The following is a 24456-nucleotide window of genomic DNA, read 5'->3' on the forward strand; positions in this document are numbered from 1 at the left end:
AGCCTTATGTCAGCGAATAATTACGCAAAAAATTACGCAAAATTTTTACCAAAGCATTTTGATAGTTTTGACTGTTTAAAATTAGCACCCGGTATATATGTCATTTTATTGTTAGTTTTACGTGCTTATATTATTTGGATTATGTCGGTAACTAACATGCGTGACAATGTTGGGTTTATTCAATGGGTATACCCGCAAACAGCATTGTTTTACTTAAATTTAGCTTCAGGTGTTATCGGTTTATTTGTTGTACTTATATTAAGCTTAAGGCGACCTAACGCACCAATATGGGTGAAAACCTGTTGGAAAAAATGTAAAACCTTACTTATTTTAGCCTTAGTATTTGATTTAGCGATTGGTGTACTAGGTTATATGGTATGGCAATTACAGTCGTCGCTTTGGCTTCTAATGCATTGTTTATTGGTAATATCAGCTATTGTCTATATTATAAAAAGCAAAAGATTTTCAATAAATATTGCAGAATTTCCCGAAGTACTCCCTGAACATAACACACGTAAACACAGAAAAACTAAAGGCCTAGAAATTGATTGAAGAAAACACACAAGACGAGCGGTTAATAATACTTGATACAGAAACCACCGGTATTAACCCGCGCGAAGGGCATCGTATAGTTGAAATTGGTTGTGTAGAAATGATTAACCGTCAGCTAACAGGTAGAAACTACCATGTTTATGTCAAGCCTATGGCGCACGGCATGCAAATGGTCATGGACCAAGAAGTTATTAACATTCATGGTTTAACCGACGACTTTTTAAGCGACAAACCTAGATTTGAACAAATAGGACACGAGTTTATAGAATTTATTAAAGGGGCACGTTTAGTTATACATAACGCCAAGTTCGATGTTGGTTTTATGGATCACGAGTTTTCAATGATCTCGGGTTTACCTAAAACAGCAGATGTTTGTACCATTACTGATACACTGAAAGTTTCAAAAGATGAATTTGGCTCGCCTAAAACCTTAGATTATTTAGCCAGATTTTATAAAGTCGATAAATTAGTTGACCGTACCTATCACGGCGCGTTAATTGATGCCCAACTGTTAGCGTTTGTTTATATAGAAATGACACGTAAACAGGCTACTTTCAACTTAAATCAAGGCGAAGGTGAGGGTAGCGATGCCAATGCCATTAGAAGATTAACGAGCGACCGTCCCAAATTAAAGGTTTTAGCTGCTACTGCCGATGAAGTAGCTGAGCACGAAAACCGTTTAGCAATTGTCAAAGACAAAGGGGCTGCGCCACTATGGCTAGAGTAAATAGGAAGAGAGTAAACCAAGCAAAAGCAACCAAGGCGCTCAGCAGTAGCATTAACATCACAAATCTTGTAACTAAAAACGCTGTATGGCGTTTTTTTTACTGTAAATCATTTCTTAACAAAATTTCATCTACGATATGCATTACCCTATTATTTTGCTTACATGCCAATGCCCAGGAAATACCGTCAGAAATTGAGTATTACGAAGACGATAATGTGACCAATCAAATTCCTTATTTTGATAACCGTTTTCGTATAGACGCGCAACTTGACGAAGTTACCTTGCTGTTTTATCACCGAAATGGCGCACAACCCGTAATATTAGTTCGACCAGACGGCTCCAAATTAAATATTAATAACTACCCGGTTGATAAAGTGCAATGGTTTGATGATAGTACTTTCGACATGATAAAAATAAAATCTCCTATGATAGGCCCTTGGCAAGTTATAGGAGAAGTACAGCCTAACAGTAAAATAATGGTTGTGTCAGAAATAAACTTAGTAGTAACCCCATTGCCAGAAATTATTTTGCAAGGCGAAACATTAAAAATGTCAGGGCGACTCTTTAACGGTGATATGGCCATTGATAATCCTTCATTTAAAGACGTACTTATGCTTGATGTTGACTTTTTCAGTACAAATAATTCAGCATTCGACAATTTTGGTGCTGCACCCGTTAAGTTATCGTCATTTCGTGATGACGGCAGAGATCTTGATGAACATGCCAATGATTCAAAATTTACCGGCGAATTTGAATTAGATTTTGCCCCAGGTGAATGGCAGCCTATTTATATTGTAAAAATGCCAATGGCCACAAGAGAGCTGAGACAAAAGCCCGTTGTAGTACATAAAAACCCTGTAACTGTATCTGTAACAACATCACAGAATATAAATGGCGCACATGTTGTCACATTTACCATCGACGACACACTCGTTAAAGCCGACAGTATTTTAATTCAAGGCAACGTAACTTTTCCTGATCGTCAAGTGCAACCTTTTACAGTAAAACATGAAAAAGGCTTAAAGCGTAGTCACGAAATTGCATACACAGAACCAGGTGTGCACCGCATAGAAACAGGAATATATGGCGATACTATTAATGGCAGAGAGTTTCGAGCTAAGCTGTCTGAATTTACATTTAACGTCGAAAGAACAGCAAACGAAGATATTTCTGCATTAAATATCGATAATAGCAACTTAACTTTAGCGGAACAAAAAGCACAAGCGATTGCCTTTGCAGCACAAGAAGCAGAAAAACGTGTCCAAGAATTAGCTAAAGCAAAAGCAGAGCAAGCAGCTAAAATAGCCCAAAAAGAAAAAGAAACACTCATCTATATTGTTGGCGGAAATACTTTAGTCATAGTAATAGCTGCTGTAATGTTTGTTTTTATTCGACGTAAAAAGAAAAAATAAAGGCAAGATATCGAATTATTTCGCCAGTTTTGCTGTTAAAAACGCCTGATTGGTCATCAATTAGACATATGAACAAATGAATGAAAAAAACTGGTTGACTGCATCGAATCTTAACCGTATTATTCCCGCCGCATTCAACGAGTTGTTGTTGAAAGCAGAGATTAAAGTGTGGAGTGGTAGTTCAGTTGGTTAGAATACCGGCCTGTCACGCCGGGGGTCGCGGGTTCGAGTCCCGTCCACTCCGCCAATTAATCAAAAGGTTGTAAATCCTTTTAAAATTTACAGAAGCGATTAGTTACGAAAGTAATATGCGGAGTGGTAGTTCAGTTGGTTAGAATACCGGCCTGTCACGCCGGGGGTCGCGGGTTCGAGTCCCGTCCACTCCGCCAATTGTTTCAAAGGTTGTAAGTCCTTTCAAAATTTACAGAAGCGATTAGTTACGAAAGTAATATGCGGAGTGGTAGTTCAGTTGGTTAGAATACCGGCCTGTCACGCCGGGGGTCGCGGGTTCGAGTCCCGTCCACTCCGCCAATTGTTTCAAAGGTTGTAAATCCTTTCAAAATTTACAGAAATAAATACGCGGAGTGGTAGTTCAGTTGGTTAGAATACCGGCCTGTCACGCCGGGGGTCGCGGGTTCGAGTCCCGTCCACTCCGCCAATTTATTTAAATTATTAGTTAGACCCCACTAATTAATAAAAGTCTCAGATAAAATCTAAAAATATATTCATATAAAAATTTAATATACTCAGCGTATAGTTACATCTGATAGTTTAGTTGGTTACCTCTTTGTTATATAAGCGATCTGTCATGCAAAAGATGTGAGATAGAGTTTAGCCCGTCCACTTTGCTAATTTACTACACTATTAACCTTGCTTTATATCTATTTTAAAACTTCATCGTTTAACCAGTACAAAATAATATCTTCTCCCAGATTAGCTCTTTATTTAAATTAAGGCTGATAATGGACTGGTAACACCGTTTGCACCGCGCTCTATAACATGAGTATATATTTGTGTTGTTCTAATATCGCTATGACCTAACTGCTCTTGTACTGTTCTAATATCAGCACCTCGCTGTAATAAGTGTGTAGCGAAAGAGTGGCGCAATGTATGACAAGTAACGTTTTTAGTTATATTTGACTTTCTCGACGCGGTTTTTACAGTCTTTTGAATCACGGTTTCATTTATATGGTGACGCCTTAATTTATTTACTTCAGGGTCTAAAGATAATCGATTTGATGGAAATAAATAATGCCAATTAAGCGTTGTCGCCGCACTGGGATACTTGCGCGCTAAAGCGAACGGTAAGTATACGCCTGTGGAATTAATAGGACACCCATCCTAAATTGAAATTACAGAACACTGAACTAAACTAAGAAAACCCCACAACATTATCTCAGGTGAGTTATGGCTACGCCAAGGAAGCAGCAAATCAGTTTAGTAAACACCCCGTATTATCATTGTGTGGCGCGTTGTGTTCGACGCGCTTTTTTATGCGGTGAAGATACCTTGTCAGGACAAAGCTTTGAACATCGCCGGGAATTGATAGAAGAGAAGTTACACTTTCTCAGCCAAGTGTTTGCCATTGACGTTTGTGCTTATGCGGTAATGAGTAACCACTATCATGTGGTGTTATTTATTGATGAAGAAAAAGCCAAGCAATGGAGTATGAAAGAGGTGCTTGAGCGTTGGCACCGCTTATACAAAGGCACAATACTCACACAACAATACTGCCGTGGTGATGTACTGCCAAAACACTTAATGACTATCGTTGAAGCCACCGCTGAAGTGTATCGCAAACGTCTGATGAAAATCAGCTGGTTTATGGGCTATATCAACGAACACATTGCACGAGCCGCCAACCAAGAAGATAACTGCACTGGCCGATTCTGGGAAGGACGGTTTAAATCTCAAGCTTTACTTGATGAAGCCGCACTCGCCGCTTGTATGGCTTATGTGGACTTAAACCCCATTCGCGCCAATATCGGCAACACCCCAGAAGACTCAACACACACCAGCGTTAAACTGCGCTGCGAGCAAGCCACACAAAGCCAACAACCCAAAACCCTCATACCCTTTGTTGGTAACCCCAGAGAAAACATGCCCAAAGGCCTACCGTTTGAATTGACTGACTATTTACAATTAATCGAACTCACCGGTCGTTGTATCAGGGAAGATAAACCAGGCTACATCGACGAAAACCTACCAAGCATACTGAGCCGATTAAACATATCAGCTGAAAACTGGCTAATCATCACCACTGAATTTAAAACACAGTTTCACGGTGCAATAGGGCGCGAAGATGTACTCAGTGATTATTGTGAGCACCAACAACTAAAACGACGACAAAACTTAAGCCACTGCAAAAAGCTCTTTGCTTAAACACGATTTACCGATTTTAAACACCATAAAGTCAACAAGTCATTACTTGAGGATGAGACTTGCCAGAAAATAGATGTATTAGTAGAGATTGGGTCTAAAGTGGTAGTTTCGTTTCTATTCTTTGTTAAAAACTGTCATTTAGTCATGGCAAAGAGCAAGATATTATAATATCGCTGGTATGTGATTAGAGTTTATTTAGAATGAGTGTCACTTTAATTTTCTTTTAGAATGAGTGTCACTTTAATTTTCTATTCCAAATACGAAGACATTTATATTCAAAATCAATATCTTGAACCCGTAATTTCACTGCTTCCATTAGGCGTAACCAGTTTATTTAGAATGAGTGTCACTTTAATTATTATTTCGTCTATTAGCGAAATTTTTGTTTTCATCTTTAGATTAGTAGTGGTATTGGCTGCAAAGATTTATTATTAATATGTAAAATAAATAAGGTGGAAACTTTTTTGCTGTAAAAGAGGCAAGTTGCCTCCTATTAAATTGTTAGGTACACTCCAAAATCAAGGACTGAGTAGGCTGTAAAAATGAAAAAAGTTTGCCCTAGTTGTAAAAATAAATCTGATTTAACTTTACTAAAAAAAGCTAAGTCAATTATTGTAGGTAATCAATATCAATGCAGTAATTGCCAAGTTATTCTGTCATGGGATCGTTTGTCTCATTATTTAAGCCTAGCACTTCCCGTTTTGCTAATTGTGCCAACACTGGTCATAAATGTTGTAGAGCTATCACGTCAACAAACTATAAACTTATATGTTGGGTTTGCTTTAGTTTCATTAGTTTTATTAATTTTCGGTTTTTGTCGTAGGTACCTTGTCGTTAACCTGTAACCATGTGTACCTAACAAACGCATCAAACCTGACTCCGCAAGCAGGCCGGTTTTTTGCAAAACCCACGGCGCAAAAAAGCGTCCAACTTGCTCCGCTGTTTATGCGAAGCGTTAGGCGAATCGAGGAGTCTTCAAGTTTGGCATACTTATTTGATGATAAAGAAGCAGATGCGTTTTTCCATAGGCATTATTCTTTATTAGTTAATGAATCTGATATGGGGTGTGTCCTAATTGGGGCTTCTGCGATAGATCAAGAACTTACGACTCTATTCGAGACTATTACTCCAAATGATGCCAACAGTAAAATTAAAAAACGTATTTTTGATGGTCGTGGAGTTCTCGGTGAATTGTCATCTAAACTAGATATCGCTTATTTGTGTCACTTGATTCCAAAAGATCTCTATCTGGCAGTACATGCACTAAGAAAACTAAGAAATCTGATTGCACACGAAGTTATGGCTTTCAAACTTGAAAACCATATTGATGAAATTTACACCATTTTTTCACAAATGAATGGCAATCTTATCGGTGTAATGATGAACACTAGCGAAACTGTTTTAACAGAACAAGCTGTATCAAAAATGCTAGATTTAGACCATCCAATTAATATTACAGAAAAGAGTTTTCCCAATAGAAATGAAGCTATAAATTACCTTTTAGAAAACCCTGATTTAATAGAAAAATTAAATTCACATAAACTAAGAATAGCTTTTGTTATCGGTATCTCATTATTAGGTGCTAGTGTTGTGTTTCGAAAAAAAACTAGCATCTGAAAAATTCGCCTAATAACACGCCCTGAGGTGGACCGCAAGCATTAAAACTTGTTTTCCACCGCATATTTTAATAGCGGCGAGCCTTTGCTTTTTAAGGCCGCTAAGTACGTTGATTCATCATACGCCGTCTTTGTTTTCCAGCACCGAAATAATATTCTTATCCACTTAAAAGCCAGTGCCTTATGATAGTGTTATGTGGCTTTCCTTTACTTTTTTGTTGTTCATAATACGCATCGGCCCAAAATGAATACCGCACCGTTTGACCTACCCATTCAACAAATGTCTGCCGTAATGAGTAATCATTATCATGTGGTGTTATTTATTGATGAAAAAAAAGCCAAGCAATGGAGCATGAATGAAGTGCTTGAGCGCTGGCACCGCTTACACAAAGGCACGTTACTAACACAGCAATAATTTAACATGACACTAACCTTATATTTACTCCCTAAACCCTACATTTAACCAAGAAATCCCCACAATGTTTTCTCAGATTAATCATGTTTATGCATTAGTTGACTGTCATACCAAACTTTTTAATTGAATTATTGAGTCTGAAATCTGCAAATTAAAGCGTTAAAAGTTATATTTTTTAAGAAGAGTTTGGTATTCACTCGTCGATTTAAAGGCTTTTAACGTTTGGTTAAAAGCCTCTACATCAGTTTTATTTTTAAAGGCTACGCTGTAGGGGCTTAATGGAAAAAGGGCATGAATATCTATTTCATTGAGTTGAATGTTTTCCTTCTGCTTTGCTAAGTAATGTAAAAATATTTTAATATCCATTATCAGCACTTGCACTCGCCCTAGCTGAAGTAATTCTAATTGCTTTTCTTGATCGGCAACCTGCAAGTACAATGGGCTTTTAGCAACGGCTAAAGCAAATTTATTACCTAATAATTTATGGGCTGATTGAAATGAGGCGACAGAATAATTTCCTATATCTGTAATGTTATTTAGTTGTATTTTTTGTGCTTTTAACGATATTGCCACATTTTGATAGTTTATGTAGGTATCGCTGATAAATGAACTATTTTTGAAGGTATTTTTATTTATTGTCATTACCGCATCAATATCCGGGAGGGCGAGCATTTTTTCAGATCGACCATATGGAATAAAAATAAATTCAGGCTCTTTGTTTATGGTAGTTAACAACTGCTGAATTAATTCAAGCTCAAAACCAGTGTTGTTTTTTTGAATGACATAAGGGGGCTTAGATAGGCCGACAACAACTTTAAACGGTTGCTTAGCTGTACTTTCTGCTGAAAATATAAAGATAATGATACATAAAATAATATGTGTTTTCATAGCCACCTAAAAACTCGTTTATAGAAATTTATTCGTATTTATTCACTCATAATATCAGCATAGCTAGCTTGCAAAGATAGTATTAAGTACTGTGGCGCTAATTCTATCTCTAAACCACGCTTTCCACCGCTAACAAATATGGTCTTTAGCGTTTCTGCACTGTTATCTAAAACCGTGGTTAAAGATTTTTTTTGACCTAATGGACTTACACCGCCAAGTAAATAACCTGTTGAATTTTGTACTTTGCTAACTTCAGCCATTTTAATTTTTTTTGCTTTTAATGTTTTGGCGAGTTTTTTTAAGTTGAGCTGTTTTGTAACGGGTATTACTGCTACAGCTAAATAATTGTTATCCACTTCAACCACTAGAGTTTTAAAAACAAACTCTGCATCTACATTAAGTTTCTCTGCTGCTTCAAGGCCATAAGACTTTGCACTAGTCTCGTGGGTATATTGATGTACCTTATAAGCTAAATTTAGCTTTTTTAGTTGGTTAATTGCCGGTGTCATGTAATTAACTCGCGGTTAGTCATTTAAAAATCTATTTTGTTTTTTGATTAATGATTTGTTCAGCTAGTTGCTTAATGCTACTACGCATTTGTTCTACAGCGTGTTCATAGCCATTTTTATTAAGCGGTAATGTAATCGCGAAGTTACTGATACGGTTTTTTTCGGTTATGGTTATATTGTTATCTTGTATCGAAAAAGTACCTTTTAGTATAGCTTGTGATTGATGGGTTGCGTGAAATGCGGTTATGTCGACGGTAATCTTATTTTCTAGCGCTTTTGGACTGACGTTTGTGTTAGCTACATAATGAAAACGACTATCTTGTTGGTTCAACTCTTGTAATAAGGCTTGTGCAATACTATTTTGTAAAGGCTCAGCCCACATATGAAAATGAGAGTAGTGCAATTGATGACTTGAAAGTTGTAAAACCAAACTTGGTTGTTTTAAGTACTCAGGTAACTCTAGTAACTCAACAACTATATTTTGTTGATCTTCATTGTTGTGATCTAAAGTGTTTGTGTTTGTTGGGCTATTGAGCAAATAATACTGCGTTTTTTGTTGTGGATGCGAACTACAAGCCGTTAACAGTATTATTATAAAAATAGTGACTATGGATGCTTGTTTCATTGTTGCGCTCCGTTAAATTTGGTTGGTGTTGGCTCTGTAGTTTCACCGTTATTAAAAATTAAACTATTAGGTTTATGTTTGAGTTGATTCAACAGAGGTTTTAACTCGTTCATAGTAGCGGTTAATGTATGTAAAGTCGTTCGTAAATCTTCGTAACCTGTTGAACCTGATGATAAGTCTTTAGTTAATGCGGTAATGCCTTGTAATGTTCTACTGAGTTCGGCACTTACTTGTGCATGTTCAGCCTGACTTAATATATTATCGAGACTTTGGCTTACTTCTTGTAATTCTTGGGCGGTTTGGGTTACTTCTACCATAAGTGTGTTGGCATTAGCACTCATACTTTTAAGTGGAATATTGTTGAGATTATCAATAAATTGTTCAGCTTTAGCCGTAAGTTGCGAAAACTCATCTCCGTTATTTGGAATAATAGGGTATTCACCATACATTTCAATAGCGGTTACTTTTTGCTCTTTTTTGTGTTGTAAATCTACGAAGAGGCTTCCGGTTAGAATATTACCTGTACGTAAAACAGCTTTTAAACCATGTTTAATCCAGTGAATATTTTGTGCTTTCATTAGATTCTCACCTTTTTGATTATCGGGCATGCCAACTCTGCCTGGTTGCAAACTAATGAGAACAGGAATTTTAAAGTCTTCTTCTATTATTTTTTCTTGTGGTAATGAATGAATTAAATTGGTAGAGCGTACCTTACCAATTTGAACACCTTTATATTCTACTGGTGCGCCAACCGAAAGGCCTCTTATTGAGTCGTTAACCAGAACAACAAATTCTATTGAACGGCGATAACGTTCGTCGTCAGCTTCTTCATAGTTCGCGTAAATGTCGTAATATGAACGTTCACCTATTTTTTCCCCTAAACTCATGCCGTCAGGAATGCCGAATGTTACACCGTTAGTTAACATAGTTTCAAAATTGCCTGTTTTAACGGTTATACCATCAGAGTTTAAATCTAACTGTAAACCACTAACGTCCCAAAATTTGGTATTACTGGTGATGAGTTGATGATAGGGAGATTTAATAAAAACATTATAATAAACAATACGTTCTTCAAAATTAAAGTAGATGTCTTCAAACTGGCCTACGGTTAAGCCTTTATAAATAATAGGATCGCCTTTTTTGTAGGCAAATTGGTCGTTACTGTTAAGAGTTATGTGCAAGCCCGGTGTGCCTGCTGGTGTAAGCGGGGGAGAATTTAGCGCGTCAAATAGATAACGCTCGTTCTGACTTTTTCCTGGTGATATTTCAATGTATACGCCTGAAATTAATGTACTAAGGCCCGATATTCCTGCATGCGATATTTGCGGTGAAACTACCCAAAACATGCTGTCGCTGACTAAAAAATGTTCCGCTGATTTTTTTATTCTCGCGGTAACAACAACACCATTACCATTTTTATTTAATTCAATTTGGCTAACTTCTCCAATATCAACATTGCGGGATTTAATTTTAGTTTTGCCTGCTTCCATGCCTTCAGCAGTTGCAAAGTTAATGGTGATTTCTGGGCCAGCATTGCTCCATTGATAGTAAATCATCCAACAACCAATAAAAATGGCAATTAATGGAATAAACCAAATGGTAGAGACGGTCTTTATCGGTTTAATTGTCGCGTCTGATGTTTGTGAATCATTCATATTTTTTTCTATCATTCCAAATTAATTGCGGCTCAAAACTCATGGCGGCCAACATAGTTACAATAACCAAGCCCGAAAATGCTAATGTTGCTGTGCCAGGGGTAATGCTCATGGTTGGCCCAAGCTGAATTAAACTGGCAAGAATAATCACCACAAAAACATCGATCATTGACCAACGACCTACAAACTCAGCCATACGATATAGTTTAACCCTTTGTAAGCTTAATCTATCACTTTGTTTTTGAACACTATAATTTAACCAAGCTAACACTATAATTTTTGCTACAGGAATAATAACACTGGCAACAAATACAATAACGGCAATAGGGTACGAACCACTTTTCCACAACAATATAACGCCGCCAATAATGGTACTAGGCTGATCTTGGCCAAAAAAGTGTGTTGTCATTATCGGGAACATATTTGCAGGAATATATAAAATAACTGCGGTTAACAGTAGCGCCCAAGTTTTTTGTACACTTAATGCATGCGAAATAGGATCATCTTTGTTGGTATTTATTGGGCTTTTAATCGTTTTAATTTCATGAGCCTGCTCAACTTGATCTAACAGTTGATATAGTTCCCGTTTATCAATATGTAAAATGACAATTGTCATTGATAAAGCAAATAATATAAACGCATAAAATGATAAACCTAGTTCAATTTCAGCCATTGAAATAATTTTAATTAAACTGACCAATGCACCAATAAGAAAAATTTCAACCATGCTCCAAGGAATTAATGCAAATACCATGGATAAAATTTTGCGTGCGTACTTGGGGTGCTGTCCTTTATTCATTGGAATAAGTAAATAAATTAAAGACAATAGCACCACGGTAGGGATGGCAAAAATAGTTATAAACTCAATCAGTGCAAGTAGCTGATAATCATTTTCGATTAAGACAAAGAAGCTTGTAATAGCGTCAAAATGATTTTCTAAGCCATTAGCGCTAAAAGACAGAAACTTAAAAGGTAAAGAAGCGATTAAAAAAATTAGGGCAGTTATGGAAAACGCAATAATTCTTTGGTTAGCATTGCGATGAATAGCACTCAGGGTATATCCGCAGCGAGGGCACTGTGCTTTTTGTTTTTCTTTTAAAATAGGCATATTTACAGTTAGTGCACATTCGTAACACTGGACCTGCGTTTGATATATTTCAGTGATTTGTAAATTTTCTGGCATTGTTAATGCCACCCTTATTTTTTAATAAGTTGTTATAGCTTAAATTAGCATAAAAGTTAGGGTAGGAACTAAATTATTTAATTAAAAATAATGATTTACTGCTAAAACGATAAATGAAAAAAGTGTAGCTTCTATGCGAAGTTTAAAGCCAGACAAGCGAGAACTTTTGCCCTGTAATCTACACTAAGCGTTAAAAGCGTAGAGTAAATTAAATGCTTGAAGGTTTTGATAAACGTGTTCATTAAATGATGTAGTGTTAGCCCAGTGTTAACTTTAAATGTAATTAGGTGATAAAATGAAAAAGCGCTGTATTCAATTAATGAATACAGCGCTTTATATTTTTAAAGTAAGTTAATTAGCTTATTAGCGTTTAACAGGTACTTTTTTATTAACAACCACTTTCGCTTCTATACGTCTGTTTTCTTTATGTGCTTGCGCGTTATTTGCTGGGTTAATTAGTTCTTCTTCACCCATGCCAGTAGCGGTTAACCTTGAAGCTTTAATACCAAACTCATCAGTTAATACTGCAGTAATGGCATCAGCACGCTGTTGTGATAGTTTTTTATTAAAAGCAGCAGGACCAGTAGTAGAAGTATGACCTTTGATTTCTAAGTTTACATGTGGATATGTTTTTAGAAAGTCAGCAGCAGCTTTAATGTTGTCATAATATTCAGGCTTAACAACTGCTTTAGAGTTATCAAACTTAACGTGTAAGTGCATTGCATCATTTTCTTCAGTAAAAATGGTACAACCGTTGCTATCTACTTTATTGTCAGCAGGTGTTGCTTTACATTGATCTTTGCTATCAATAACACCGTCATTATCAGAATCTAGTGGCTTAGCCATAACGGGTGCTGCTTTTGCTGGTGCAACTTTAGGCTCAGAGCGGACAATTTTCTGTTGTGTGTCGCCAAAAAAGTAAATAAAACCAATTTGAGCGCTTAAATCTGTATAGGCTTCATCTAATTGGTAATGGCCATTACCTTCAAAATAAATAGCACTACGGTCACTAATATAATGACGGTAACCTGCACCAACGTTTACAGATAGTTTAGTTTCAAGTACTTCTAAAGCACTTGCACCTGCCATTAAGTAAAAGTTCTCTTCGTTAGGAAACAAAAGGTAATTTAATGCGATATTTGAACCAGAAGGGGTACTTGGTGCCCAACCTACTCGTGTTAGGTTTAGGTGCGTATAAGAAAGTCTATATTCAGATCTTTCACTGTAACGATAACCTATTTCAGCACCCATACCATTAGCGTGTTTAATAAAATCAACACCATTTGAAGTAAGTCTATCATCGTCAGTGTTCATTCTTGTGCCGTGAATACCGACATAAGTTTTACCAACAAGATCTTCAGCTTTTGGTTGCTCTTGAGCATTAACTCCCAGGGCTAAAGCTATACTTGTTATGAGTAGTGCTGTTTTTTTTTGTAGGTGCACAATAAAGTTCCTTTTGAGTTATTTGTTAATAAATTGTTTCATAACGAGCATTTTAGGGTAAATCAATTGTAATTGCAGCATTTATATGCAATTTGATGATTATTTAATGCTATAAATTGAATTGTTTATAAAATATTAACCCTTTTTTAAGATTGTATTTACGGATGAAAGAAAGTGTAACTATTTAGCTAAGTTTTCAAAAACGATGTCTTATTTATTTTTAACAGCGTTATTCATTTATTAAGCATGTATATATTTATCTTATTAGATCTATTTGATTGTTATACTTCAGCGCTATAATAGAATTTATAATTGTACAAAACGAAATACTTATTTAGGTAGTTATATGAATACAGAAGCGGCATATCCGATTGGTGAGTTAGGAAAAAAGTGGACAGAAGGCGATAAAGAAATATGGTTTCAGCAGCAGAAGAAAAAACGCAGTTACTTTGAACTTGTTGTTACACAGTTAGATAGCTTAAATGAGGATTATGTTATTGAGCAATATGGTAGTTTGCTGTATGACGCTGAAAATTATCCTTTATATGCGCTTAAATCACTAGAATGGAAAGACGATAAACCCACTATTTTGATAACCGGCGGTGTTCATGGTTACGAAACCAGTGGTGTTTTAGGCACTATTCGTTTCCTTCAAACCGCTGCTAAGCCATTTCAAGCTGACTTTAATTTTGTCGTATTGCCTTGTATTAGCCCATGGGGATTTGAAACCATAAATCGTTGGAACCCGTTAACAGTAGATCCTAATCGCTCTTTTTATGAAAACAGCCCTGCACAAGAGTCTTCTGCGGTTTTTCAATATATTAAAACTTTAGATATTGATTTTTTATCGCACATTGATTTACATGAAACGACAGATACTGATAACAGTGAGTTTAGGCCAGCACTAGCGGCTAGAGATGCGATAGAGCAAAAAAACTGGAATATTCCAGACGGTTTTTATTTAGTGGGTGATAGCACTAAGCCGCAAAATGATTTTCAAAAAGCTATTATTAATTCAGTTGAAAAAGTAACTCATATTGCACCTGCAGACGATGACGGTAAATTGATTGGTGTACCTTTATCGCAAGTGGGCGTAATAAATTATGCTGCGCGTGAATTAGGGTTATGTATGGGCTTAACTAATGCGCCTTACGTAACAACAACAGAAGTTTATCCAGACAGCCCAAGTGCAAATGATGAAATATGTATACTTGCTCAAGTTGCGGTTATTACTGGTGCATTAAATTACTTAATGGCCCTATAAACTGTGAAATTAGCCGATATTATCTTGCATAATAAGTTATTCATGTTATTTTTCCTGCATAAATTAAATGAGGATGGTTTTAATGCCAAAAGCTAGTGATATAAAAAAGAATGCCGCGATCGAGTATAACGGTAAAGTAATGATTGTTAGAGATATTGAGCGTTCAGTACCGCAAGGTCGCGCAGGTGGTAGCTTATACAGAATGCGCATGTACGATGTTGTTACTGGCGGCAAAGTTGATGAAACATTTAAAGCTGAAGATATGCTTAGCTTTGCTGATTTAACTCGTCGTGCGGCAATGTTTTCTTATGTTGATGGCGAAGAGTATGTTTTCATGGATACCGAAGACTATACACCTTACAACTTAAATCAATCGACAATTGCTGAAGAAGTTTTATTCATTAATGAAGAAACTCAAGGTTTACAAGTAATTATTGTTGATGGTGTACCGGTAGCAATTGATTTACCTTCAAGTGTTGAGTTGGTTATTAGCGAAACAGACCCGTCAATTAAGGGTGGTTCAGCTACAGCTAGAACTAAGCCTGCTATTTTATCTACTGGTTTAACAGTACAAGTACCTGAGCACATTTCTACAGGTGATAAGATTAAAGTGAATACCGAAGAACGCAAGTTTATGGGCCGCGCTGATAAATAAGCTTTTAGTTTGGTAAATTATTTTTTAGGTCATACGAGATTTTAAATGTTTTAGCTTAAGTATTTTTGCTCACTCTGGCTAAGCTCACCTTCCTAAAATAAGTGGCTTTGTAGAATATAAAACCAGTTAATTCGTTAACTGGTTTTTTTAGGTCTATATAAAACAAAGTAGGGCAATTTAAAGCTTTAGTGGTAGATTTTTAAATTTGCTTCAGGGTTTGAACATAAAGAGAATGCATAGTCATTAACGCTTTAATAGAGACTTAATATTGCCTACATAACTCGTTAGCTAGCAGGGGGGTTAATGTATTTTCAAATTTAAACATTTTAATACTGTGTAAACTAGTTTTAACTTAACTTAGCTTAGATAGTTTACATAGTTTTGAATTAAAGTAACTCTGCAACAATACGTTTTAATAAATAAGTTTCTCGCTCAATTGACAAGCCTTTTTTGTCACTACTTTTTATCACCAACTCATTATGCTCAATAGCTTTATGAATATTCATCCATAACGGTTGCATACCATTTTGTAATTCATGAGCTTCAAATTCGGGTGTCAAAAGCTCTTGATCTATGTCGCAGGTATAACAATAAGAAAGCATGTGCATAACGTCATAATCTGCTTTATACCAATTGCGGTACTCCTCATAACAGCCAAATGCTTTTATATTGGTAACATTTTGCGCGCCGGTTTCTTCACGTAGTTCACGAATTAATCCCGTAATATTGTCTTCGCCTTCATCAATACCTCCGCCGGGTAAACTGTAGTCGTGATATCGCTGAGTATAAAGTAATAGGATACTTTCACCATTTAGCACAATTGCACGCGTTGCTTTGCGAGTGAAGCTATTAGCAATATTGGAGTGTAAATTTGTAACTTTAGTTGATTTTAATAAGCGCATAAGAATTTGTACTGAAAATTGTTTTACTTTTATGGGGACTGTTGATGCTTAAATCAATTGTTGCTTAGTTCAGAGCATAAAATAGTTACCAGGGATATTACAAAAATTAATTTTAAACGCGAATATAAAAGTTTCATAAACGTTATATAAAAAGTTGTTGTGAAAGTCATTGTGAAAGTCAATGTGAAAGTTATCGTAGGGTTCGTCATATCGGCTTATAAGTAACCGACACCTATAAACCTCATCAAACATTTGTTTCATTTGGGTTATTTAACCTTTCGTTTTGTCGTTTATTTATTTGCACTTCTTTCGTTATGAAATTTATTTTGAAATAATACAAGCAAAATGAAACTTCTTATGTAATAATACAGGTGTTGCAACGTAATCGAGGAGAGCATTATGGCTCATGAAGAAACAGTAAATGTAATAGAGCCTAGCGAGACTGCTAATGGCATGTCAAAAACTATTGATCAACAGTTAATAGCCGCCAACGCTGAAATTGACGATCTAAAAATGCAAATTGCTTGGTTAGAGCGCTCTTACGAATAAATATATTATTTTGAAAAAGCCAGTGTGATAAACATCACACTGGCTTTTTTTTTGTCTGGAATTTTATGCAATGCATCTAAAACTTTATTTTATAAGCTTAATATCAGCACTTAACATTGATCAAATAATGATACGAGCAAGAAAAAAATAATTACTTTATGAATTCGTATGCAGTTGGTCAGCAGGCAATTTAATGTGTACTCTCGAAATATTGTCTATGTTGCTGCCAACACTTTAATGTTGAATTTAAACCGGCAGCTTTAATGTTTGGGATTTTGAAATGGCTCATTGGTTATATAAATTGTTACCGGCATCAACTTTAAAGATAACAACTTCAAGTGTAATACTTACTAGCCTGCTCGCGGCTTGCTCTTTTGATAGCGAAGAATCGAACAGGGCAAATAAAGTCAATGTTAATACACCAAGTACGACAGTGATTACACCTGTTTCAAAAGGAAAGCCTGTTGTTTATCAAGTATTCACTCGGTTGTTTGGTAATACAAATACTACAAATAAGCCTTGGGGGACTATTGCTGAGAATGGTGTAGGTAAATTTAGTGATTTTACTGATACAGCACTATTGGGAATAAAAGAGTTAGGTGTTAGCCATATTTGGTACACCGGCGTGCCGCACCATGCCTTGATTGGTGACTATACTGCTTTTGGTATTAAAAATGATGATCCCGATGTAGTGAAAGGTCGTGCGGGATCACCTTATTCTGTAAAAGATTATTATAGTGTGAATCCTGATTTGGCCGATAATCCGGCTCAACGCATGCAAGAATTTGAAGCGTTAATTGCTAGAACTCATCAACACGGCATGAAAGTGATTATTGATATTGTGCCAAACCATATTGCTCGTGACTATCAATCTTTAGGTAAACCTGCTGGCGTTCGAGATTTTGGTCAAGATGATGATAAAACACTTGAGTATTCTGCAAGTAATGACTTCTATTATGTGGTTGGCCAAGACTTTAAGGTACCAACCTCTGCTAACGGATACGCGCCACTTGGCGGTGAAAATCATCCTTTGGCTGATGGCAAGTTTGAAGAGTCACCCGCAAAATGGACCGGTAATGGTTCAAGAGCTGCCCAACCTAATATTAATGATTGGTATGAAACGGTTAAAGTTAATTATGGTGTTAAGCCTGACGGTAGTTATAGCTTTGCAAAATTACCAGAATCGTACCGATTTAAAAGCGTGCAAGCGCATAGTGAATTTTGGCAAAATAAAAAAGTGCCTAATTCATGGGTAAAATTTCGAGATATTACACAATTTTGGTTAGCAAAAGGGGTTGATGGTTTTCGCTATGATATGGCTGAAATGGTGCCGGTAGAGTTTTGGAGTTATTTAAATTCTGCGATAAAAATGACTAATCAAGATGCATTTATATTAGCTGAAGTTTATAACCCCAAACAATATAGAGACTATATTCAGCTCGGAAAAATGGATTATCTATACGATAAAGTAGATTTTTATGATCGCTTAAAAGACATAATGCAAGGTCATGGCAATACTGACGATTTAGCGAATATTCAGCAAAGATACCGTGATATAGAGCAACATTTATTGCACTTTTTAGAAAATCATGACGAACAAAGAATTGCCAGCTCAGGCTTTGCCGGTAGTGCTGAAAAAGCTAAACCTGCCATGGTGGCTTCTGCGTTAATCAGTCGTTCACCAACCATGATATATTTTGGTCAAGAAGTTGGTGAAGACGGCAGTGAAGAAACAGGTTTTGGCGACCCAAGTCGCACGAGTATTTTTGATTATGCTGCTGTACCTGCACATCAACGTTGGATGAATGGCGGGCTTTTTGATGGCGGAAAATTAACTGAAAGTGAGCTGAGTTTAAGGGATTTTTATCAGCGATTAATGACCATTTCAGCACAAAACAGTGCCATGCTAGGCAGTTACCAAAGCATACATGCTCATAACCGACAGCTGTTAACTCACTACAATCATAAGCAATTTTCTTTTGTACGATGGCAAGGCCAAGAGCGGTTGATTATTGTTAGTAATTTTGATGAAAGAAATAAGTATCAATATACGCTGCATTTACCCGCCGATATAGTAAAACAGTGGCAATTACCTCAAGGTGAATACCCATTAGTTGATTTACTTTATGACAATAAAAATACATTAAAAGTCAACCTTGATAATAGCGCTGAAATTAACATTAATATTGCACCACTTGGCTCGTTTGTTTTTCAACTACAGGCGGGTAACCCATAATGAAAAACTATATTTTCGTATGTAAACCAACACAAGCGTCTAAGGTTGCTTATTGTTTAGTTTTACTCATGATTTTTTGCAGCTGGCAGAGTTTAGCGCGCAATTATGTTGATCATCAGTTAGTTGGAAATACTTTAAAAATAACAACTGATGACGTTACGCTTGAAATTAATGCGCTTAAGTCGTCTGTTTTTGAGGTGGTTTATCAGCCAATGGGTGTTAAACAATTACCGTCTTTTGCTATTGATAAATCTAGCGTAGCAAATACAGAACACAAGATAAATTTAACGGTGGTTGAATCGGCTAAACAGTTAGCGCTAAGCAGCCAGTCGTTAGTGGCAATTATCAATAAATCTCCTTTTAACATTCACTATACAAAAGCTAATGGTGATTATATTGCTGCTGAAGAAATTGGCTTTTTTAATAAGCAGCAACAGGTGATAGCTTCTAATGTAAAAGTAGAGCCCGTTGCTGATTCTACTTCTAGCTCAACACTTGCTTCAGCGCTCGAATCAATTTCTAAAGTAAAGACTGAGGTTACCTCAGATGTAAATATGAGTGCTAGTGTAGAAGACGAAGATAAAAATGATGAGCTCGCAGCAGGTTTTACACTTGGTTTTCGTTTTAAGTTACAGCCACAGGAAAAAATATTAGGTGGTGGTCAGCGAGTGTTGGGTATGGATCGTCGCGGACAAAAAATGCCTTTATATAACCGTGCACATTATGGTTATGAAACCGAGTCGAACCAAATGTATTATGGTTTGCCAGCAATTATGTCGAGTAATAAATATATTATTGTTTTTGATAACTCAACAAAGGGTGAGCTTGATATAGCACATGACGAAGCAGATATATTGCAATTTAGCGCCATTGGTGGTCGCACGTCATATTTAATTATTGCTGGTGACAGCTATCCTAACTTGATCGAAAATTTAGTTGATATTAGCGGCAAACAACCCTTACCACCGCGTTGGAGCTTAGGAAATATTGCTAGCCGGTTTGGTTATCATACTGAAAAAGAAGCTCGTGGCGTTGTACAAAAGTATCATGATGAAGATTTTCCGCTTGATGCTATCGTGTTTGATTTATATTGGTTCGGCCCTGATATTAAAGGCCACATGGGTAATTTAACTTGGGACAAAAAGGCATTTCCAACGCCAATTGACATGATCAAAGATTTTAAAGCCGAAGGTGTTAATACCATTATGATCACCGAGCCTTTTATTTTAACTACCTCAAGCCAATGGCAAAGTGCGGTAGAAAATAATGCTTTAATGAAAAATAACGAAGGACAGCCTGAGAAATTTGATTTTTATTTCGGTAATACAGGTTTAGTTGATGTGTTTGACGAGAAAAGTCAAAACTGGTTTTGGCAATATTACCAAAAACTTGCGGAACAAGGTGTTGCTGGTTGGTGGGGCGACTTAGGCGAGCCAGAAGTTCATCCAGCTAAGGGCTTACATCGTTTAGATGGTGAAAACGTTACCGGTGATGAAGTGCATAATGTTTATGGTCATCAATGGGCTGAAATGGTTTTTAAACGCTTACAAAAATTTCAACCTGATACACGACCATTTATTTTAATGCGCTCAGGTTTTATTGGCTCACAACGTTATGGCATGGTGCCGTGGACAGGTGATGTAAATAGAAGTTGGGGCGGCTTTAAACCGCAAGTAGAATTAGCCCTACAAATGAGCCTGTTTGGCTTAAGCTATATTCATTCAGATTTAGGTGGTTTTGCTGGCGATGGTGCTATAGATAAAGAGCTTTATATTCGCTGGCTACAGTATGGGGTTTTTCAACCTATTTATCGTCCTCATGCCCAAGAAAATGCCAAACCAGAGCCTGTTTTTCATGATACTGAGACGAAAGATATTTTACGTGAATACGTTAAGTTACGTTATCAGCTATTGCCTTATATATACTCCCTTAGCATTGAAAACAGCTTAACAGGCATGCCAATGATGCGACCTATGTTTTTTGAAGATGAAGATAACCTAAGTTTAATCGATGAAAAAAATAGTTATTTTTATGGTGATGCTTTACTGGTAACGCCGGTTACTAATAAAGGTACACGTAAACTTGATATAAACTTACCCGCAGGTGTGTGGTTTAACTTTTGGAACGATAAGCGCTATCAAGGGAGTACAAAGGTATCGATAGCGACACCTTTAGAGCAAACAGCGGTATTAGTGCGAGGAGGAGCATTTATTCCTATGGTCGATGCTGTGCAATCGACTAAAGATTACAACACTAAAAACTTAACCTTGCATTATTACGCAGATACTTCAATTAAAGCATCAACAGCGGTTATGTATAACGACGATGGTAAAGATCCGAATTCTTTGAGTAATGGTAGTATTGAAACATTGACTTTCAAAGCGACGCAAAGCAATAAAGCAATGTTATTTAACTTGCAACAAGAGGGTAGTTTCTCTGGAATGCCCGAAACTCGAGAGTTGCATATGGTGGTTCACTATTTCGTAAATGCTTTGACAAAGATCAGTGCTAATGGCAACACGGTAAAATTAGTGGCAACTCATCAAGAATTAGCTGATCAAGTGAATGTAGCTTGGTTTGACAAGACTACACAACAACTACAAATTAAAACTACTTGGGATAAAGCTTTAACAATAAGTATTAATTAATAAATAAACTCTGGGTGTTCGCCTTGTTGAATGCCCAACTTTTCTTTTATCGTACTTTGCGTGCGTCTTTCTTCTATACCGTGTCACTATTGTTTTTCGATTATTTAAAATGTGATAATTTGAAAAATAACTGTATTTAGTGTGCTGTTAATTATACTGTTTATAGCTTAATAAAATATTCCCCTTTTTATATAAAAATTAACCAATAAATTTCTTTTGTACTGTGGCAAAAGTAATGAGGATCGGTATTTATGAATTTCGAACAAATTGTATCGAGTATTAACAATGTTTTATGGGGTGAAGGGCAAGTACTTATTTATGTATTGTTATTCGCTGGCTTTTGGTTTTCTTATAAGCTGAAGTTAATCCAGATCCTCAACTTTCGTCATATGTTTTCTGTCATAACAAAAAGTGGAAAGAAAGACGACAATTCCAACGGTAATTCGGGTATTAGTTCGCTACAAGCATTGTTTATAGGTTTGTCGGCCCGAGTAGGTACTGGTAATTTGGCCGGAGTTGCCGTTGCTATATCACTGGGTGGTAGTGGCGCTATATTTTGGATGTGGGTAATTGCCTTATTGGGCATGGCAACTGGCTTTGCTGAAAGTGTTTTAGGGCAACTTTATAAAGTAAGTGACGATCATAAAGAATACCGAGGAGGGCCAGCTTATTATATTCAAAAGGGCCTAAATCAACGTTGGTTAGCCATCCTGTTTTCATTGTGTTTATTTTTGGGCTATGGCTTTAGTTTCAGTGCGATGCAGGCTAATACAATTGCAGACTCTTTAAATCATGCGTTTGATATTCCGAGCTTATATTCAGGAATGGTTATTACCATACTGGCCGGCGCTATTGTTTTAGGTGGGCTTAAACGTATTGCGCGTTTTGCCGAGTTAATTGTTCCTTTTATGGGGATTGCTTTTATTTTAATCGCCATAGTTATTACTTTAATGAATATTAGTGCTGTGCCTGCGATGCTTTTCGACATTATTACCTCAGCTTTTGGTTTACAAGAAGCGGGTGCGGGCATGCTAGGTGCTGCCATTAAAAATGGTATTCAGCGCGGTTTATATTCTAATGAAGCGGGTGCAGGTAGTGTGCCGCATGCTGCCGCAAGTGCTAGACCAGTACCTAACCATCCTGTTACACAGGGTTATGTGCAAATGCTGGGGGTGTTTTTAGATACTATGGTGCTTTGTACTTGTACTGCGTTTATTATTTTACTGGCAGATATAAACTTTACCGGCGAAATGGAGGGTATTCGCGTCACACAAAGTGCGATTACTCATCACTTAGGTGAGAATGGCGTGTATTTTGTTTCAGCGGCGATTAGTTTGTTCGCATTTACATCGGTTGTGGCAAATTATGCCTATGCAGAAAGTAACCTACACTTTTTCAAGCTTGATAACAAAATTGGCCGCACTTTATATACCACCATGTATTTAGCCATGGTGCTTTGGGGCTCAAGTGCTAGCTTGAAGCAAGTATGGAGTATGGCTGATGTCGCTTTAGGGCTAATGACTTTAGTTAATGTTATTGCAATTGTGCAATTAACACCGACGATAGTCGCATTAACCAAAGACTATAATAACAAAAGAAAAATTGTTAATGTAACTGACGAAGACATGGCATTTAAAGCTGAGGATATTCAACTACAGGGTAAAGTTGAACCCGGTATTTGGCAAAAATAATTTGCTTAGTTTTAACCTTAAATATACGAAAGCGATTTATAAAGATATTAGAAAGTAAATAGCGACTTAATAAAAAGAATGTCTTATTTTTTTACAATATTAAGACCTAATAACAGCAGCTTACAATTTAATCTAATGCTATACTTTTCGTTAAATTGAACAGTATTTTTACAAATAGGAGATTTTTATGGCACAGCAAGGTTCTGGCGGTAACGTATTAGCCGCGATTTGCAGTCTTTTTATTCCCGGCTTAGGACAATTAGTGCAAGGGCGTATATTGCCAGCATTATTGTTTTTTGTTTTTGCGAGTATTTTTTGGGGTCTTTCGTGGTTAATTTTCCCGATTGCCTTCGCTGCAATTACACATTTATGGGCAATAATTGATGCCGCAAGATTTAGCAGTGGAAATAATTTATGAGTATCTTAACAAGACAAAACAGTGTGTTTTCAAAGTTCTCATTTCTTGTTGTTTCACTTGTGCTATTAGCGGGTTGTCAGTCAGCTTATTATTCTGCCATGGAAAAAGTTGGCGTACATAAGCGAGACATTATGCTCGACAGAGTTGAAGATGCACAAACATCACAAGAAGATGCACAAGTGCAATTTAAATCTGCCTTAGAGCAATTAACACAACTGATAAGTTACGATGGTGGCGATTTAGCAACGCAGTACGAAATGGTTAACGATCAGTACTTAGCAAGTCAAGCTTCAGCTGACGAAGTAACTTCTCGTATAGACGCAATAGAAAGTGTTGCGGATGCTTTATTTGATGAATGGAATGATGAAATTCAACAATACTCAAGCAATAGCTTGAAACAACAAAGCCAACAAAAATTACGTGAAACTGAGCGTACATACCAAAGATTAATTAAGTCTATGCACCGAGCTAAAGACAGAATGTCTCCTGTTTTATCGGCATTAAAAGATAACAGTTTATATCTTAAGCATAATTTAAATGCCCAAGCAATTGGAGCATTGCAAGGCGAATATAAAACCATAAAACGTGATGTTGAATCTTTAGTTGCTGAAATGAGTCAGGCTATAGAGCAATCACAACAGTTTATAGATTTGTTAAAAACCGAATAAGTTGTTCGGGTACATTAA

The 24456-nt window shown here is 36.6% G+C and carries 22 protein-coding genes, 4 tRNA genes and 2 pseudogenes; 19 read left to right on the top strand and 9 right to left on the bottom strand.

Features of this window, described 5'->3' with window-relative positions; all coding sequences use genetic code 11:
• The first annotated feature begins 6 nt into the window (after positions 1 to 6).
• The 7 genes from B6A32_RS17550 (at position 7) to B6A32_RS17580 (ending at position 3349) form a co-directional block, all read left to right on the top strand.
• Positions 7 to 552 (top strand): DUF2919 family protein, encoded by a 546-nt coding sequence (locus B6A32_RS17550; protein ID WP_085306225.1) that lies wholly within the window; start codon positions 7 to 9, stop codon positions 550 to 552.
• Positions 545 to 1279 (top strand): DNA polymerase III subunit epsilon, encoded by a 735-nt coding sequence (dnaQ, locus tag B6A32_RS17555; protein WP_233131464.1) that lies wholly within the window; start codon positions 545 to 547, stop codon positions 1277 to 1279. Before B6A32_RS17550 ends, dnaQ begins: the two co-directional genes overlap by 8 nt.
• A gap of 215 nt (positions 1280 to 1494) precedes the next feature.
• Positions 1495 to 2691 carry a TIGR03503 family protein gene (locus B6A32_RS17560; RefSeq protein WP_158088517.1) on the top strand — a complete coding sequence of 399 codons (1197 nt, stop codon included), beginning with the start codon at positions 1495 to 1497 and terminating at the stop codon, positions 2689 to 2691.
• Positions 2692 to 2861: 170 nt separating this feature from the next.
• Positions 2862 to 2938, top strand: a tRNA-Asp gene (locus B6A32_RS17565).
• 65 nt (positions 2939 to 3003) lie between these two features.
• Positions 3004 to 3080: transfer RNA gene (locus B6A32_RS17570), tRNA-Asp, on the top strand.
• A 65-nt stretch (positions 3081 to 3145) separates the two neighbouring features.
• Positions 3146 to 3222, top strand: a tRNA-Asp gene (locus B6A32_RS17575).
• A 50-nt stretch (positions 3223 to 3272) separates the two neighbouring features.
• Positions 3273 to 3349 (top strand) — tRNA-Asp (locus B6A32_RS17580).
• 287 nt (positions 3350 to 3636) lie between these two features.
• Here B6A32_RS17580 and B6A32_RS17585 read toward each other — a convergent pair.
• Positions 3637 to 4008, bottom strand: a pseudogene (locus B6A32_RS17585) (tyrosine-type recombinase/integrase); the annotation flags it as partial.
• A 90-nt stretch (positions 4009 to 4098) separates the two neighbouring features.
• On the opposite strand from B6A32_RS17585, the gene B6A32_RS17590 reads away from it, so the two are divergent.
• The 3 genes from B6A32_RS17590 (at position 4099) to B6A32_RS17600 (ending at position 6690) form a co-directional block, all read left to right on the top strand.
• Positions 4099 to 5073, top strand: coding sequence for a transposase (locus B6A32_RS17590; RefSeq protein ID WP_085306228.1), 975 nt, complete (start codon positions 4099 to 4101; stop codon positions 5071 to 5073).
• A gap of 542 nt (positions 5074 to 5615) precedes the next feature.
• Positions 5616 to 5918, top strand: coding sequence for a hypothetical protein (locus tag B6A32_RS17595; protein WP_085306229.1), 303 nt, complete (start codon positions 5616 to 5618; stop codon positions 5916 to 5918).
• 136 nt (positions 5919 to 6054) lie between these two features.
• Positions 6055 to 6690 carry a hypothetical protein gene (locus B6A32_RS17600; protein WP_085306230.1) on the top strand — a complete coding sequence of 212 codons (636 nt, stop codon included), beginning with the start codon at positions 6055 to 6057 and terminating at the stop codon, positions 6688 to 6690.
• A gap of 41 nt (positions 6691 to 6731) precedes the next feature.
• Here the strand turns inward: B6A32_RS17600 and B6A32_RS19500 are convergent.
• Positions 6732 to 6982 (bottom strand): annotated as a pseudogene (locus tag B6A32_RS19500) (IS110 family transposase); the annotation flags it as partial.
• Here B6A32_RS19500 and B6A32_RS19175 point away from each other — a divergent pair.
• Positions 6934 to 7104: a hypothetical protein gene (locus B6A32_RS19175; RefSeq protein ID WP_233131467.1), complete on the top strand. Its 171-nt coding sequence runs from the start codon at positions 6934 to 6936 to the stop codon at positions 7102 to 7104. The pseudogene B6A32_RS19500 and the gene B6A32_RS19175 sit on opposite strands and share 49 nt — an antisense overlap.
• Positions 7105 to 7263: 159 nt before the next feature.
• Here the strand turns inward: B6A32_RS19175 and B6A32_RS17610 are convergent, their stop codons facing one another.
• From B6A32_RS17610 to B6A32_RS17635, 6 genes are all read right to left on the bottom strand, one after another.
• Entirely contained in the window at positions 7264 to 7992 is a 729-nt protein-coding gene (locus tag B6A32_RS17610; RefSeq protein ID WP_085306231.1) for a substrate-binding periplasmic protein, read from the bottom strand.
• 38 nt (positions 7993 to 8030) lie between these two features.
• The gene (ybaK, locus tag B6A32_RS17615; RefSeq protein WP_085306232.1) at positions 8031 to 8501 is read right to left on the bottom strand and encodes a Cys-tRNA(Pro) deacylase; all 471 of its coding nucleotides are present in this window, start codon (positions 8499 to 8501) and stop codon (positions 8031 to 8033) included.
• 31 nt (positions 8502 to 8532) lie between these two features.
• Positions 8533 to 9126: a PqiC family protein gene (locus B6A32_RS17620; RefSeq protein WP_085306233.1), complete on the bottom strand. Its 594-nt coding sequence runs from the start codon at positions 9124 to 9126 to the stop codon at positions 8533 to 8535.
• Entirely contained in the window at positions 9123 to 10781 is a 1659-nt protein-coding gene (gene pqiB / locus B6A32_RS17625; RefSeq protein ID WP_085306277.1) for an intermembrane transport protein PqiB, read from the bottom strand. The genes B6A32_RS17620 and pqiB overlap by 4 nt, the downstream gene beginning before the upstream one ends.
• Positions 10774 to 11964 (bottom strand): paraquat-inducible protein A, encoded by a 1191-nt coding sequence (locus tag B6A32_RS17630; RefSeq protein WP_085306234.1) that lies wholly within the window; start codon positions 11962 to 11964, stop codon positions 10774 to 10776. Before B6A32_RS17630 ends, pqiB begins: the two co-directional genes overlap by 8 nt.
• A gap of 363 nt (positions 11965 to 12327) precedes the next feature.
• Entirely contained in the window at positions 12328 to 13407 is a 1080-nt protein-coding gene (locus tag B6A32_RS17635; RefSeq protein WP_085306235.1) for an OmpA family protein, read from the bottom strand.
• Between the two features lie 346 nt (positions 13408 to 13753).
• On the opposite strand from B6A32_RS17635, the gene B6A32_RS17640 reads away from it, so the two are divergent.
• Positions 13754 to 14671, top strand: coding sequence for a M14 family metallopeptidase (locus B6A32_RS17640; protein ID WP_085306236.1), 918 nt, complete (start codon positions 13754 to 13756; stop codon positions 14669 to 14671).
• Between the two features lie 82 nt (positions 14672 to 14753).
• On the top strand, positions 14754 to 15326 hold the full coding sequence (gene efpL, locus B6A32_RS17645) for an elongation factor P-like protein EfpL (protein ID WP_085306237.1): 573 nt from the start codon (positions 14754 to 14756) through the stop codon (positions 15324 to 15326).
• Positions 15327 to 15712: 386 nt separating this feature from the next.
• On the opposite strand, the gene B6A32_RS17650 is transcribed toward efpL, so the two are convergent.
• Positions 15713 to 16228, bottom strand: a complete 516-nt coding sequence (locus B6A32_RS17650) for an NUDIX hydrolase (protein ID WP_085306238.1) — start codon at positions 16226 to 16228, stop codon at positions 15713 to 15715.
• Positions 16229 to 16627: 399 nt separating this feature from the next.
• Between B6A32_RS17650 and B6A32_RS19370 the strand changes: the two genes are divergently transcribed.
• The 6 genes from B6A32_RS19370 to B6A32_RS17675 all read left to right on the top strand — a co-directional run bounded on the left by B6A32_RS19370 (position 16628) and on the right by B6A32_RS17675 (position 24438).
• Positions 16628 to 16777, top strand: coding sequence for a hypothetical protein (locus tag B6A32_RS19370; RefSeq protein WP_198946950.1), 150 nt, complete (start codon positions 16628 to 16630; stop codon positions 16775 to 16777).
• Between the two features lie 280 nt (positions 16778 to 17057).
• Complete coding sequence (locus B6A32_RS17655) at positions 17058 to 19013, top strand: alpha-amylase family glycosyl hydrolase (RefSeq protein WP_085306239.1); 1956 nt, start codon at positions 17058 to 17060, stop codon at positions 19011 to 19013.
• A complete protein-coding gene (locus tag B6A32_RS17660) occupies positions 19013 to 21661 on the top strand; it encodes a glycoside hydrolase family 31 protein (RefSeq protein WP_233131465.1) in 2649 nt (882 codons plus the stop codon). The genes B6A32_RS17655 and B6A32_RS17660 overlap by 1 nt, the downstream gene beginning before the upstream one ends.
• Before the next feature lie 251 nt (positions 21662 to 21912).
• Positions 21913 to 23352, top strand: a complete 1440-nt coding sequence (locus B6A32_RS17665; protein ID WP_085306240.1) for an alanine/glycine:cation symporter family protein — start codon at positions 21913 to 21915, stop codon at positions 23350 to 23352.
• 187 nt (positions 23353 to 23539) lie between these two features.
• Positions 23540 to 23770, top strand: coding sequence for a hypothetical protein (locus B6A32_RS17670; protein WP_085306241.1), 231 nt, complete (start codon positions 23540 to 23542; stop codon positions 23768 to 23770).
• A complete protein-coding gene (locus B6A32_RS17675) occupies positions 23767 to 24438 on the top strand; it encodes a DUF2959 domain-containing protein (protein WP_085306242.1) in 672 nt (223 codons plus the stop codon). The genes B6A32_RS17670 and B6A32_RS17675 overlap by 4 nt, the downstream gene beginning before the upstream one ends.
• Positions 24439 to 24456: the final 18 nt, after the last annotated feature.

Origin of the sequence: Colwellia polaris (genome assembly GCF_002104515.1) — a bacterium.
GTDB classification, from domain to species: Bacteria; Pseudomonadota; Gammaproteobacteria; order Enterobacterales; family Alteromonadaceae; genus Cognaticolwellia; species Cognaticolwellia polaris.